Raw genomic sequence first — 12,897 nt, 5'->3', positions numbered from 1 at the left:
GCCCGCTTGCCGCTCCACCCGTGGAAGGCGCGATCGGTGCTGGGGCGGCAAGCCCCCCAGGTGGCTTGCCGGGTGTGTCTGTTCGCCCTTGTCCGTCAACCGGTCGGCAGGCGGTTCGTCAGCGCAGTTGCGGGAGCACCTCGGCGCCCAGGCGCCGCAGGGTGTCCTCCGTCGCCGCGAGATCGCCCGAGCCCTCGACCAGCAGGGCGAAGCGGGAGATGCCGGTGCGCTCGGCGGTGGCCGCGAGCCGGTCGCCGGCGAGCCGCGGGGTGCCCACCGGATGCAGCCCGCAGAGCAGTTCGGTGTAGGCGACCGGGTCGCGCATCGCGCGCTTGCGCCCGTCGACCGTCACATGCGCGTCGAGTCCCTGTTTCAGCCAACCCGGCATCGCCTTGAGCAGGGTCTCCGCCGCGTCCTGGCGGCGGTCGGCGAGCTGGCAGACCCCGGCCGCGACGTGCGCCGCCGTCGCGATCTCCTCGGGCGGCCGGCCCGCCGCGCGGGCACTGCGCCGCCACAGCGCGACCATCTCCGCCTTCTCCTCGTCGCCCGAGTGCATCCCGAGCAGCATCGGCAGCCCGCGCTCCGCCGCCAGCCGCACGCTCTTCGGCGAGGTGCACGCGACGACGACCTCCGGGCCCGGGGTGTCCGTCAGGGCCTGGGCGGGACGCGGTACGACGGGCACCTCGCGGAACGCGAAGCGCTCACCGCGGGCGCCCACCGAGGGCTCGCGCAGCCAGCGCAGCAGCAGATCGAGTGACTCGGGGAACCCGTTCTCGTACGCGTCCAGGCCGCTGCCGAACACCTCCAGGTCAACCCAGGGACCGCCGCGGCCCACCCCGAGGGTGAACCGACCGCCGCTCGTCAGGTGCAGCAGCGCGGCCTGCTCGCCCAGGGCGACCGGGTGGACGGTGGGCAGTACGCTGACCGCGGTGCCCACCCGGATGCGGCGGGTGCGGCCGAGCAGCAGCGCGGCCAGGGTGACGGCGGACGGACAGGTGCCGTACGGCACGAAGTGGTGCTCGGCCAGCCACACCGAGTCGAGCCCGGCCTCCTCGGCGACCTCCGCCGAGCGGACCGCCCGGTGCAGTGCCTCCCCCTGACCCTGGCCCGGGAACTGGGCGGCCAGCACAAAGCTTCCTACGTACATCGCTTTCCCGCTTCCTCGGCTCCGACCCGAGCTCCCCCACCGGCATAACCGTCCGACACGTGCCAAGGACACGGCCTGGCGGAGGAATTTGCGGATTGTCTTCAGAATCGGCCGTTCCGGAGGGGGACTTGCGCCGGTTGGCGGCCTTCGCGTACCCCGCCGGGCGCCGCGTACGCTGGACGCAGCCCTTGCTTGCCGCCGAGCCCCGAGAGGTGTCCCGTGTCCCCGCGCCGCAACCGACCGAAGGCCGCCGACCCGTCCGGCCACAGCGCCGAGGACGACCGCACCGGGCGGTACGGCGGCTTCCAGTCCTCGCAGGACTGGCGGGGCGAGGAGTGGAGCGTGCGCCATGTCGCGGGCGCGAGCGCCGAGGGCAAGACCTACCGCTGCCCCGGCTGCGACCAGATGATCCCCTCCGCGGTGCCGCACGTGGTGGCCTGGCCGGAGCACGCGGGCGTGGACGACCGCCGCCACTGGCACAAGTCCTGCTGGAACGCGCGAGACCGCCGCACCACACGGGTGCAGCGGTCTCGTAACGCGCCGAAGTTCTGAGCGACCGGACCGGTCACACGTCCCGGTTGCGCAGCAGTGCGTACGCCCCCACGCCGGCCGCGGCGGTCAGCCCCAGCATGATCCACAGCGGGTCCCAGCCCTGGGGCCCGGAGCCGCTGAGCGTGTTGTCGTAGAAGACGCTGAGCTGGCTCGGGAAGCTGTACTCGAACAGGAAGTCGCGCACCGAGTGCAGCGACTCCGTGGCCATGAACAGCGCCAGCACCAGCGGGGCGAGCACCAGACCGATCATGATGGTGATGCCGCCCGCGGAGTGCCGGATCATCGAGCCGACGAGCAGCGCGAGCAGACCGAGCAGCGCGATGTAGAGGCTCACGCCGACGGTCGCCTTGAACCAGTCCGCGCCGGAGGGCGACTCCACACCGGAACCGGACAGCATGGACGACTGGACCATCGCCACGAAGCCGACCGACACCAGGGACACCACGAAGGCGACCGCGAAGAACACGATCGCCTTGGCGGCCAGCACCCGGCCGCGGCTCGGGCACGCCGTCATCGTCGTGCGGATCATGCCGGTGCCGTACTCCGAGGCCGTGGTCAGCACGCCGAGCGTGATGACGCACATGGTGCCGACGAGCACGCCGAAGAAGCCGAAGGAGAGCGGGTTGGTGCCGCTCAGCGAAGACTCGCTGGCGTGCGCCGACACCAGCGCGCCGACCAGCAGGCCGATGCCCACGACGAGGAACACGAAGACGCTGAGCGTCCAGATCGTCGAGCGGACCGACCGGATCTTCGTCCACTCCGAGGCCAGCGCGTGCCCGAGGTGGGTGCGCACGACGGGGATCGGCGAGGTGTAGCCGGGGTACGACCCGCCGGGCGCCGCCTGCCGGTCGGGCGCGCCGGGGGCCTGCGGCATCGGGGGCTGGTGGGTGCTCATCGGGCGTCCTCGGGCTGGTTCGTGTCGGCGGCGGGGGAGGAGGCGTCAGGCGTGGCGGCGGGGGCGGTGGCCGGGGCCGGGGGAGCGGCCGGGGCCTGAGGCGCCGGCTGGGCGTACGGGTTCACGGCCGGGGCTCCCGGTCCCGCCGGGGCGCCCGGAGCGCCGTACGCGCCCGCCGGGGCGCCGCCGTAGGGTCCCGCGGGCGCGCCGGGGCCGCCCGCCGGCATCGCGAAGGGCTGCCCGCCCTGCTGGGGCGGCGGCGGGGCGTACCAGCCGGGCTGGCCCTGGCCGGGCACCGGCACGGGCGGCTCGGCGCCGGGCGGCAGCGGCTGCTGGAGGCCCGCCTTCTGGTCGCTGGTGGAGCGGTAGTCCACCGCGCCCTGGGTCATCCGCATGTACGCCTCCTCCAGCGAGGCCTGGTGCGGCGACAGCTCCCACAGTCGGACGCCCGCCTCGTGCGCGAGGTCGCTGATGCGGGGCAGTGGCAGCCCGGTCACGCGCAGCGCGCCGTCCTGCTCCGGCAGCACATGGCCGCCCGCCCCGGTGAGCGCCGCGCCGAGCTTCTCGCGCAGCTGCGGCTCGGTGTCGGGGGTGCGCACCCGTGCGAAGTCGGCGGAGTTGGCGGAGATGAAGTCCGTCACGCTCATGTCGGCGAGCAGCTGGCCGCGCCCGATCACGATGAGGTGGTCGGCGGTCAGCGCCATCTCGCTCATCAGATGGGAGGACACGAAGACCGTCCGGCCCTCCGCGGCCAGCGCCTTCATCAGGTTGCGCACCCAGAGGATGCCCTCGGGGTCGAGGCCGTTGACCGGCTCGTCGAAGAGCAGCACCTGGGGGTCGCCGAGCAGCGCGGCGGCGATGCCGAGGCGCTGGCCCATGCCGAGCGAGAAGCCCTTGGAGCGCTTCTTGGCGACGTCCTGGAGGCCGACCACGCCGAGCACCTCGTCCACGCGGCGGGCCGGGATGCCCGACAGCTGGGCGAGGCTCAGCAGATGGTTGCGGGCGGAGCGGCCGCCGTGCACGGCCTTGGCGTCGAGCAGCGCGCCGACCTGGCGGGGCGCGTTGGGGAGCCTGCGGTAGGGGTGACCGCCGATGGTCACCTGGCCGGACGTGGGATTGTCCAGGCCGAGGATCATCCGCATCGTGGTGGACTTGCCCGAGCCGTTGGGCCCGAGGAAGCCGGTCACGGATCCCGGTCGAACCTGGAAGGAAAGGTTGTACACGGCGGTCTTGTCGCCGTACCGCTTCGTCAGGCCTACAGCCTCGATCATGCTCCGCACCCATCGGAAGGTTCAGGACAGCGAGGAACCGCCCCCGTAAGGGTTAGGAGGATAGCCGGGCGCTGACGGTTCCGCCCAAATAAAAGTAAAGCCGAGGCAATACGCTGCGTGAAGGTGACCTCTACTGGGCGTCCCGGTGCCTGAGCAGCGCGTATCCTCCGGCGAGCGCGGCGATCACCCACAGCGTCATGATCCCGAGACCGCCCCAGGGTCCGTACGGGACGTCGTCGGCGCGCGGCATCGCCTGCATGATCCGGCTGCCGGCCTGGTCGGGCAGGAACCGGGCGACCTTCGTGGTGCTCTCCACGGCCGCGAGGATGTTGGAGATCAGGAAGAAGAACGGCATCAGGATGCCGAGCGACAGCAGCGGTGAGCGCAGCATGGTGGCGACGCCCATGGAGAACACCGCGATCAGGGTCAGATACAGCCCGCCGCCCACCACCGCGCGCAGCACCCCGGGGTCGCCGAGCCCCGCCCGGTAGGGGCCGAGCATGGCCTGGCCGAGGAAGAACGTGGCGAAGCTCGTGACCATCCCGACGACCAGGGCGAGCGCGCCCGCCACCGCGGTCTTGCCGAACAGGAAGGTGCCGCGGCGCGGTACGGCGGCCAGCGAGACCCGGATCATGCCCGTGCTGTACTCGCTGGTGACGACCAGCACGCCGAACACGATCATGGCGAGCTGGCCGAGGGTCATGCCGGCGAAGCTGACGAAGGTCGGGTCGAGGGCCAGCCGCTCCTGGATCGGCATCGAGTCGTACTCGTTCCGGGTCAGCGCGGAGATGAGCATGCCGATGCCGATGGTGACCACGGCGGCGACCGAGAGGGTCCAGCCCGTGGACGACACCGACCGGATCTTCGTCCATTCCGAGCGGAGGGTCCGCGCGGCCTGGGCGCCCGTCATGCCGTCCGCCCCCGCCGGTCGGAGCCCCGGTCCGGCGGGGCGGCCTCCGACTGTGCGTGGTATTCGACCGATCCCGCCGTCAGCCGCATGAACGCCTCCTCCAGGGAAGCCTGCCGGGGGCTCAGCTCGTGCAGCACGATCCCGTGCCCCGCGGCCAGTTCCCCGACCTGCTCGGCCTTGCCGCCCTCCGCCTCCAGTGCCCCGTCCGCGGCCTCGGTCACGGTGATCCCGGCCTCGTGCAGCGCGTCCAGGAGCCGTTCGCGCTGGGGCGAGCGGATGCGGACGTAACTGCGCGCGTGCCGCCGGACGAACTCCGCCATGGAGGTGTCCGCGAGCAGTCGGCCCTGCCCGATCACGACGAGGTGGTCGGCCGTCTGCGCCATCTCGCTCATCAGATGGGAGGACACGAAGACCGTCCGCCCCTGGGCGGCCAGTGATTTCATCAGATTGCGGATCCAGTGGATGCCCTCGGGGTCGAGCCCGTTCACCGGCTCGTCGAACATCAGGATCCGGGGGTCGCCGAGCAGCGCGGCCGCGATCCCCAGCCGCTGCGACATGCCGTACGAGAACCCCTTGGCCTTCTGCCGCGCGACGGCCATCAGCCCGACCGTCTCCAGCACCTCGCCCACCCGGGCGCGCGGAATGCCGTTGCTCTGCGCGAGGCACAGCAGATGGTTGTAGGCGCTGCGCCCGCCGTGCATCGCCTTGGCGTCCAGCAGCGCGCCGACGTACGTCAGGGGGTCCGTCAGCTGGTCGTACCGCCTGCCGTCGATCCGTACCTCACCCGCGGTGGGGTGGTCGAGACCGAGGATCATCCGCATGGTCGTGGACTTCCCGGCGCCGTTGGGCCCGAGGAACCCGGTCACGATGCCGGGCCGCACGGTACATGTCAGACCGTCGACGGCCGGCTTCTCGCCGTACCGCTTGGTCAGCCCGTCCAGCTCGATCATGCCGCCACGCTAGAACGGGACAAAGCCCCCTGCCACTTGAAGCAGGGGGCTTCGGAGCCGTGAAACCTACCGGGACTGCTGCGCCGGGACCCCACGAGAGACGGGCTCGTCCTCGCCCGTCGAGCCGGCGGCGGCCACCGCCGCGCCGGTCAGTGTCGCCAGCATCTCGCGCACGTTCGTCAGCTGGGCGTTGATGCTGTCGCGGCGGTTGGTGAGGGCCGCCAGCTCGCGCTCGGACTCGGAACGGATGCGGTCCGCCTTCGCGTTGGCGTCGGCCACGATGTCCTCGGCCTGGCGCTGGGCGGTCTCCACCGTCTGGCGGGCGCGGCGCTCCGCGTCGGTGCGCAGCTTCTCCGCCTCCAGGCGCAGCTGCTCGGCGCGGTGCTCGATCTCCGCCAGCCGCTTCTCCGCCTTCTGCTGACGCGAGGCCAGGTCGCGCTCGGACTGCTCGCGGCGCTTGGCCAGGTTCGTCTCGAAGTCGGCGGCGGCCTGCGCGGCCTTGGCGCGGGTCTCCTCGAAGAGGGCGTCCGCCTCCTCGCGCTTGGACTGCGCGTCCTTCTGCGCGTCGGCACGCAGCTGAGACGCCTCGCCCTTGGCCTTCTCGACGATCCGGGCGCCCTCGTCCTCCGCCTTCGCCTTGCGCTCGGTGGCGTAGGACTCGGCGTCGTTGCGAACCTGCTGAGCGGCCGACTCGGCCAGCTCGCGGTGCTGTTCGGCCGCGCGGCGGGCCTCCTCACGCAGCTCCTTGGCCTCTTCCTCGGCCAGGCGCAGGATCTTCTCGACCCGAGCGCCGAGACCCGCGTACGACGGCTCGGCGTCGCTGACCTGGGTCTGGGCGTTCTGCGTTTCGAGGTGCAGCTCCTCGATGCGCTTTTCCAGGGCGGTGATGCGGGCGTTGGCCTGGTCACGTTGGGAGACGAGGTTGGAGATACGTTCGTCCACCTGAGCGCGGTCGTACCCACGCCGCACAAGCTCGAAGCCGTAGGGGGAAGTGTCGCTCATGGGGTTCCTGTCAAATGAGACCGGTGAGGTGATAGGGGGAATCCTAGGGGCCGAAGCGGTGTGTCATCGAGCGGATACGTGTTTGATCTGGAGAATGACACCTCTTTTGAGTGGCTGACCGTCGGAGGACTTGCCAACGAGCAGGGCAAAGCCCTCAGTGGACCCCGAAACACCCCTCGGATGCTAGCTGTCTGACGACTTGCCACCCGAACGGGGGGCGCCGACCGTCGCGCTTGCCTTGACCGAGCCGTCCTTGCCCGCACCCGGCGTCTCGAAGGACTCCAGCGCGTCCAGGACATCCTGGACACGGGAGATCTCGGCGTTGATGTCCTCGCGCCTGCGCACCAGGACCTCCAGCTCGCGCTTGCCCTCCTCCACCGAGCGCCGCGCCTCCCGGATCGCCTCCGCCTTGAGCTCCTCGGCCTCCTTGACCAGCCGCGCCTTCTTCTGCTCGGCCTCCTTCAGCAGGCCCTCCGCCTTCTTGACGGCCGCGATACGCACCTTGCCCGCTTCGGAGTCGGCGTCCGAGAGGATCGCCTTCGCCTTCGCCTGGGCCTTCTCCAACTGCTCCTCGGCGGCCTTGATGAGTGCGTCGCAGCGGTCGCCGGCGGACTTCATCGTCTCGGCGGACTCGCGGCGGGCCCGGGTGTGCAGCTCCTCGATCTCGGCGGTGACCCGCTCGCGCAGCTCCTCCGCCCGCTCCCGGATCGCGGTCGCGTCCCGGCGCGCGCCCACCAGCAGCTCGTCCGCGTCCGTCCGGGCCTTCTCCACCAGGGAGTTGCCCTCGATGGTCGACTCGGAGACGATCCGCTCGGCCTCGCTGCGGGCCGCGCCCACCATGGTGTCGGCCTGCGTCTCGGCGTCCGCCGTGGTCTTCAGCGCCTGCTGCTGCGCCTCGGTGAGCAGCTTGTCTGCCTCGGCCGTGGTCTCGCCGATGAGCTTGTCGACCTGCTCGGCCGCCTCCGAACGCCGCTTGTTCGCGTCCTTGCGGGCCTCGTCCAGCGTCCGCTCGGCCTCCTCGCGCGCCGTACCGAGCAGCCGCTCGGCCGCCGCCTGGGCGTCCGCCTCGACCCGCTCGGCCTCGGCCCGCGTCCGCTCGGCGTGCGCCTGCGCGGAGCCCACCGTCTCGGCGGCCTCGGCCCGCAGCCGCTCCGCCTCCGTGGCGGCCTCGCCGACCAGCTGCTCAGCGGCGGCCCGCGCCTCGGCCCGTACCCGCTCGGCCTCGGCCACGGACTCCGCGCGTACCCGCTCGGCCTCCGCCACGGACTCCGTGCGCACGCGCTCTGCCTCGGCGGCGGTCTCCGTCTGGAGCCGCTCCGCCTCCGCGACGGTCTCCGTCTGGAGGAGCTCGGCCTCCTTGCGGGCCTCCGTGATGAGCGTGTCGGCCTGCGTCGCCGCGTCCGAACGGATGCGGTTGGCGTCCTCACGGGCGTCCGCCCGGGTCCGCGCCGCCGCCTGGTCGGCCTCCGCCAGCGCGTCGGACGCCTCGGTGCGCACCCGCTGCGCGTACTCGCCCGCGTCCGAACGCAGCCGCTCGGCCTCCGCCGTCGCCTCCGCGAGCGTGCGCTCGGCCAGCTCCCGGGCCGCCTCGGACTCCTCCCGTGCCTCCTGCCGCAGCCGCCCGGCGTCCTCGCCCGCCCGCTCCCGCTCGGCGTGCGCGTCGGCCCGCAGCCGCTCGGCCTCCTCCTCGGCCTCGCGCTTCGTACGCTCCGCCGCGTGCTCGGCGGCCGACCGCAGCCCGGTGATCTCCTCCTGCGCCTGCTCGTGCAGCCCGGCCACGGAGTCCCGCACCTGCTGCGCGTGCTGCTCGGCGGCGGACACCATCTCACCGGACCGCCGCTCGGCCTCCTCGACCAGGCGGACCGCCTCGGCCTGCGCGTCCTCGACCCGCTTGCGCGCCGAGGCCAGCAGCTCCTCGCTCTGCTCGCGGGCCCGCCGGCGCTCCTCCTCGGCCTCCTCGCGGGCAGCGCCCAGCAGCTCCTCGGCCTCGCGACGGCGCCGGGCGGCCTCCTCCTGCGCGGCGGCCAGCGTCTCGGACGCCTCGGCGGCCAGCCGCTCGGCGGCGGACTGCGCCTCCGCGCGCACCCGGTCGGCGCTCTCCTGCGCCTCGGTCTTCAGCCGCTCCGCCTCGGCCGCGGCCTCACCGCGCAGCCGCACGGCGACGGCCTCGCCCTCGGCGCGGGACGCGGAGGCGTCGGCCGCCGCCTCGTCGCGCAGCCGTTCCGCCTCGGTCTCGGCCTGCTCCTGGAGCGCCCGGATCCGCTCGGCGGCCTCGGCGCGCAGCCGCTCGGCCTCCTCGGCGGCCTCCTTGCGGATCCGCGTGGCCTCCTCGCGGGCCTCGGTGAGCGCCTGCTCGGCCGAGGTGAGCCGCTCCTGCGCCTCGGTCCCCAGCCGGGTCAGCTCCTCGGCGGCCTCCGCGCGCCGTGCCTCGACCGCCTTGTCGGTCTCCTCGCGCAGCTCCCGGGCCGCCTTCTCGGCGTCCGCCCTCACGGACTCGGCCCGCTCGTCGGCCGCGGTGCGCAGCCGCTCGGCCTCCGCGCGGGCGCGCTCCAGGGTCTCCTCGGCCTGCCGGCGCAGCGCCGTGGCGCGCTCGATGGCCTCGGTGCGGACCTTCTCGCTGTCGGCGGTCGCCTTCTGCCGCAGCTCGTCGGCGTCCGCCTTGGCCTTGGCCAGCAGCTCCTCGGCGGACTTGGCCGCCTCCTCGATCTTGGTGACCGACTCCCGGCGGGCCTCCGCGCGGATCGACTCGCCCTCGGCCACCGCGTCGGAGCGCAGCTGCTCGGCCTCGCCGCGCAGCCGGCGGGCCTCCTCCTGGAGCTCGACCGTCTTGGCGCGGTACTCCTCGGTGTCGTCCTTCGCCGCGCCCTTGAGCTGCTCGGCGATGTCGTGCGCCTCGGCACGCAGCCGGTCCGCCTCGGCCTCGGCCTCCTTGCGGATCCGCTCGGCCTTCTCGGCGGCCGCCTTGGTGGTCTTCTGGGCGTCCTCCGACGCCTTGTTGAGGACCTCCTCGGCGGTCCTGGCCGCCTTGGACAGCTGGGTCGCGGTCTCCTCGGCGGTGGCCGCACGGGCCTTCTCGGCGGCCTCGGCGAGGATCTTCTCCGCCTCGGCGCGCGCGTCCGCCACCAGCTGCTCGGCGTCCGAACGGGTGGCCTCGGCCTCCTTGGTCGCCTCCCCGACCAGCCGCGCGACCTGCTCCTTGGCGGTACGGGTGCGCGTCTCGTTGGCGGCCTCGGCGCTCGCCAGTGTCTTGGCGGCGGCCTCCTCGGCCTCGGTGACCAGCTTCTCGGCCTCGGACTGCGCCTTGCGCAGCGCCTCCTCCGCCTCGGCCATCTGCTTCTCGGCGGTCCGGCTCAACTCGCTCGCCTGCCGGCGGGCGGTGTCCGACTCGGTGGCCGTGGTGGTGCGCAGCCGCTCGGCGTGCTCGGTGGCCTCCTGCGCCTGCGCCGACGCCGCGTTCAGCAGCCGCTCCGCGTCGGTGCGGGCCCGGCGCAGGATCTGCTCGGCCTCGGAGCGGGCCTCCTCGGCCTCGCCGCGCAGCCGGTCCCGGGCCTCCCGGGTCAGCCGCTCGGTCTCCGCGCGGGCCGCGGCCATCGCCTGCTCGGCCTCCGCGCGCGACTCGTCGAGGAGCCGGCGGGCCTGCTGCTCGGTACGGGCGCGCAGCTGCTCCGCCCACGCCACGTTCTCGTTGACGTGCGACTCGACGGTCGCCCTGCGCTCGGCCAGCTCCTGGTCGAGCTGCTGGCGCCGGGTCACCGCCTCCTGGTGCAGCTCGGCCTGGAGCCGCGCGGCCTGCTCGGCGTGCTCCTGGAGGATCCGCTGGGTCTGCGCGCGGACCTGGCTCAGCTCGCGCTCGGCGTCCTGCCGCAGCTGCTCCGCCTGCATCTGGGCGTTGCGGAGCAACTGTTCGGCCTGGTAGCCGATGTCGCCGCCGTCGAAGGCGGGACGGGTCATCAGGGTGCGGCGCGCCTCGTGCAGCTTGGCGCGCAGCACCTCGACCTGGTAGCCGAGATCCTCGGCGTGCTGGATCGCCTTCTCCCGCTCGGTCCTCAGCCGCTTCATATCGGCCTCGAACCGAGAGAGGTGGTCGACGTCGTCAGCCGCCGGCTCTCGCTCCTGGCTCTCGTAGCCCCGCACTGCGCGGTCCCATCCGTCCCCTGGTCAGCTTCTCCAACGAGCCACGTCCAACCGCCGAACGGGGCCCCCGGGGAAATGGTGTCAGATCAACGGCGGAGCACGGCCTGCTGCCCCGACGCACGTCCCCCGAAACCCGGACCCCGGCATGCGGCCGCCCCGGTTCGCGGGACGACCGCCCCCAACCCTACCGGCCCATATGTACGGCGGTCAGTGCTCCGGAGACTCAACAGGCGCCGAAGTCACCAGTTCTGTGAGGACTCCATGGCAGTCCTTGGGGTGCAGGAAGGTGATCCTGGAACCCATGGAACCGTGTCGCGGCTCGTCGTAGAGCACCCGTACGCCCTTGCTCCGGATGTCCTCGGAGTCGGCGTCGACGTCCGCCGTGCCGAAGGCGATGTGATGCACGCCCTCGCCGTTCTTGGCCAGCCACTTGCCGACCGCGGAGTCCTCGCGGGTCGGCTCCAGGAGCTGGAGGTAGGAGGCGCCGCCGTCCGAGGTCTCGTTGATCTTGAGCATGGCCTCGCGCACGCCCTGTTCCTCGTTGACCTCGGTGTGGAACACCTCGAAGCCGTAGGTGGCCCGGTAGAACTCGACGGTGGTGTCGAGGTCGTGGCAGGCGATCCCGATGTGGTCGATTCGCGTCAGCATGGTTTCAGTGCAGCGCCACGGCGGTGGTTACGCAACGTGCGCGCGATCACACCGGCAGGGCGATGACGGCACTGAGTGACTCTCAGTACATTCGATGTAAACCCTCGTTCACTCCTCGGCTCTGCGTAGCTGGAAGGGGATCGCACCTCATGTCTTCTGGAACGAACAGCTCGGTGATCGTCGCGGGCGCCCGTACGCCCATGGGACGGCTGCTGGGCTCCCTGAAGTCCTTCTCCGCGGCCGACCTGGGCGGTTTCGCGATCAAGGCCGCCCTGGACCGCGCGGGCATCGGCGGCGACCAGGTGCAGTACGTGATCATGGGGCAGGTGCTCCAGGCCGGCGCGGGCCAGATCCCGGCCCGCCAGGCCGCCGTCAAGGGCGGCATCTCGATGAGCGTCCCGGCCCTCACCGTCAACAAGGTGTGCCTCTCCGGTCTCGACGCCATCGCCCTGGCCGACCAGCTGATCCGCGCCGGCGAGTTCGACATCGTCGTGGCGGGCGGCATGGAGTCCATGACCAACGCGCCCCACCTGCTGCCCAAGTCCCGCGAGGGCTACAAGTACGGCGCGATCGAGATGATCGACTCGATGGCGCACGACGGCCTGACCGACTCCTTCGAGAACATCGCCATGGGCGAGTCCACCGAGCACCACAACACCCGGCTCGGCATCGGCCGCCTCGCGCAGGACGAGATCGGCGCCCTGTCCCACCAGCGGGCCGCCGCCGCGCAGAAGAACGGCGTGTTCGAGGCGGAGATCACCCCCGTGGAGATCCCGCAGCGCAAGGGCGACCCGGTCCTGTTCAGCAAGGACGAGGGCGTCCGCGCCGACACCACCGTGGAGACCCTGGGCAGGCTGCGCCCGTCCTTCACCAAGGACGGCACCATCACCGCCGGCACCTCCTCGCAGATCTCCGACGGCGCCGCCGCCGTGGTCGTGATGAGCAAGGCCAAGGCGGAGGAGCTGGGCCTCCAGTGGCTCGCCGAGATCGGCGCGCACGGCAATGTGGCGGGCCCGGACAACTCGCTGCACTCCCAGCCCTCCAACGCGATCCTCAGCGCCCTCAAGAAGGAGGGCAAGGAGGTCGCCGACCTCGACCTGATCGAGATCAACGAGGCCTTCGCCTCCGTCACCGTGCAGTCAATGAAGGACCTCGGTGTTTCCACGGAAAAGGTGAACGTCAACGGCGGCGCGATCGCCCTCGGCCACCCGATCGGCATGTCCGGCGCCCGCCTCGTGCTCCACTTGGCGCTGGAGCTCAAGCGCCGGGGCGGCGGCGTCGGCGCGGCCGCGCTGTGCGGTGGCGGCGGCCAGGGTGACGCGCTGATCGTGCGGGTACCGAAGGCCTGAGGTCTTCCGTCAGGTCGGTGAAGTGAACGGAGCTGTGTG

Annotated in this window: 10 protein-coding genes; 2 read left to right on the top strand and 8 right to left on the bottom strand. The window is 72.4% G+C overall.

Going from position 1 to position 12,897, the window contains the following annotated elements:
* Nucleotides 1-118: 118 nt before the first annotated feature.
* On the bottom strand, nt 119-1,147 hold the full coding sequence (locus VT52_RS09930) for an LLM class flavin-dependent oxidoreductase (protein ID WP_046424332.1): 1,029 nt from the start codon (nt 1,145-1,147) through the stop codon (nt 119-121).
* Between the two features lie 219 nt (nt 1,148-1,366).
* On the opposite strand from VT52_RS09930, the gene VT52_RS09925 reads away from it, so the two are divergent.
* Nucleotides 1,367-1,699 (top strand): hypothetical protein, encoded by a 333-nt coding sequence (locus tag VT52_RS09925; protein ID WP_046424330.1) that lies wholly within the window; start codon nt 1,367-1,369, stop codon nt 1,697-1,699.
* 13 nt (nt 1,700-1,712) lie between these two features.
* Here VT52_RS09925 and VT52_RS09920 read toward each other — a convergent pair whose 3' ends face one another.
* From VT52_RS09920 to mce, 7 genes are all read right to left on the bottom strand, one after another.
* Nucleotides 1,713-2,594 (bottom strand): ABC transporter permease, encoded by an 882-nt coding sequence (locus VT52_RS09920; protein WP_046424329.1) that lies wholly within the window; start codon nt 2,592-2,594, stop codon nt 1,713-1,715.
* Nucleotides 2,591-3,865, bottom strand: coding sequence for an ABC transporter ATP-binding protein (locus tag VT52_RS09915; protein ID WP_046424327.1), 1,275 nt, complete (start codon nt 3,863-3,865; stop codon nt 2,591-2,593). The genes VT52_RS09920 and VT52_RS09915 overlap by 4 nt, the downstream gene beginning before the upstream one ends.
* Before the next feature lie 130 nt (nt 3,866-3,995).
* Entirely contained in the window at nt 3,996-4,775 is a 780-nt protein-coding gene (locus VT52_RS09910; RefSeq protein WP_046424326.1) for an ABC-2 transporter permease, read from the bottom strand.
* Nucleotides 4,772-5,725: an ATP-binding cassette domain-containing protein gene (locus VT52_RS09905; RefSeq protein ID WP_046424325.1), complete on the bottom strand. Its 954-nt coding sequence runs from the start codon at nt 5,723-5,725 to the stop codon at nt 4,772-4,774. Before VT52_RS09905 ends, VT52_RS09910 begins: the two co-directional genes overlap by 4 nt.
* Nucleotides 5,726-5,791: 66 nt before the next feature.
* Nucleotides 5,792-6,727 carry a coiled-coil domain-containing protein gene (locus tag VT52_RS09900; protein ID WP_046424324.1) on the bottom strand — a complete coding sequence of 312 codons (936 nt, stop codon included), beginning with the start codon at nt 6,725-6,727 and terminating at the stop codon, nt 5,792-5,794.
* A 183-nt stretch (nt 6,728-6,910) separates the two neighbouring features.
* Nucleotides 6,911-10,861, bottom strand: a complete 3,951-nt coding sequence (scy, locus tag VT52_RS09895; RefSeq protein ID WP_046424321.1) for a polarized growth protein Scy — start codon at nt 10,859-10,861, stop codon at nt 6,911-6,913.
* Nucleotides 10,862-11,068: 207 nt separating this feature from the next.
* On the bottom strand, nt 11,069-11,509 hold the full coding sequence (gene mce / locus VT52_RS09890; protein WP_046424319.1) for a methylmalonyl-CoA epimerase: 441 nt from the start codon (nt 11,507-11,509) through the stop codon (nt 11,069-11,071).
* A gap of 149 nt (nt 11,510-11,658) precedes the next feature.
* On the opposite strand from mce, the gene VT52_RS09885 reads away from it, so the two are divergent.
* Nucleotides 11,659-12,858 carry an acetyl-CoA C-acetyltransferase gene (locus VT52_RS09885; protein WP_046424317.1) on the top strand — a complete coding sequence of 400 codons (1,200 nt, stop codon included), beginning with the start codon at nt 11,659-11,661 and terminating at the stop codon, nt 12,856-12,858.
* The last annotated feature ends 39 nt before the right edge of the window (nt 12,859-12,897 follow it).

This window comes from Streptomyces malaysiense (genome assembly GCF_000980885.2).
In the GTDB taxonomy this organism is placed as follows: Bacteria; Actinomycetota; Actinomycetes; order Streptomycetales; family Streptomycetaceae; genus Streptomyces; species Streptomyces malaysiense.
Note: the sequence above shows the minus strand (reverse complement) of the source record. Positions and strands in the feature narration are given on the sequence as shown.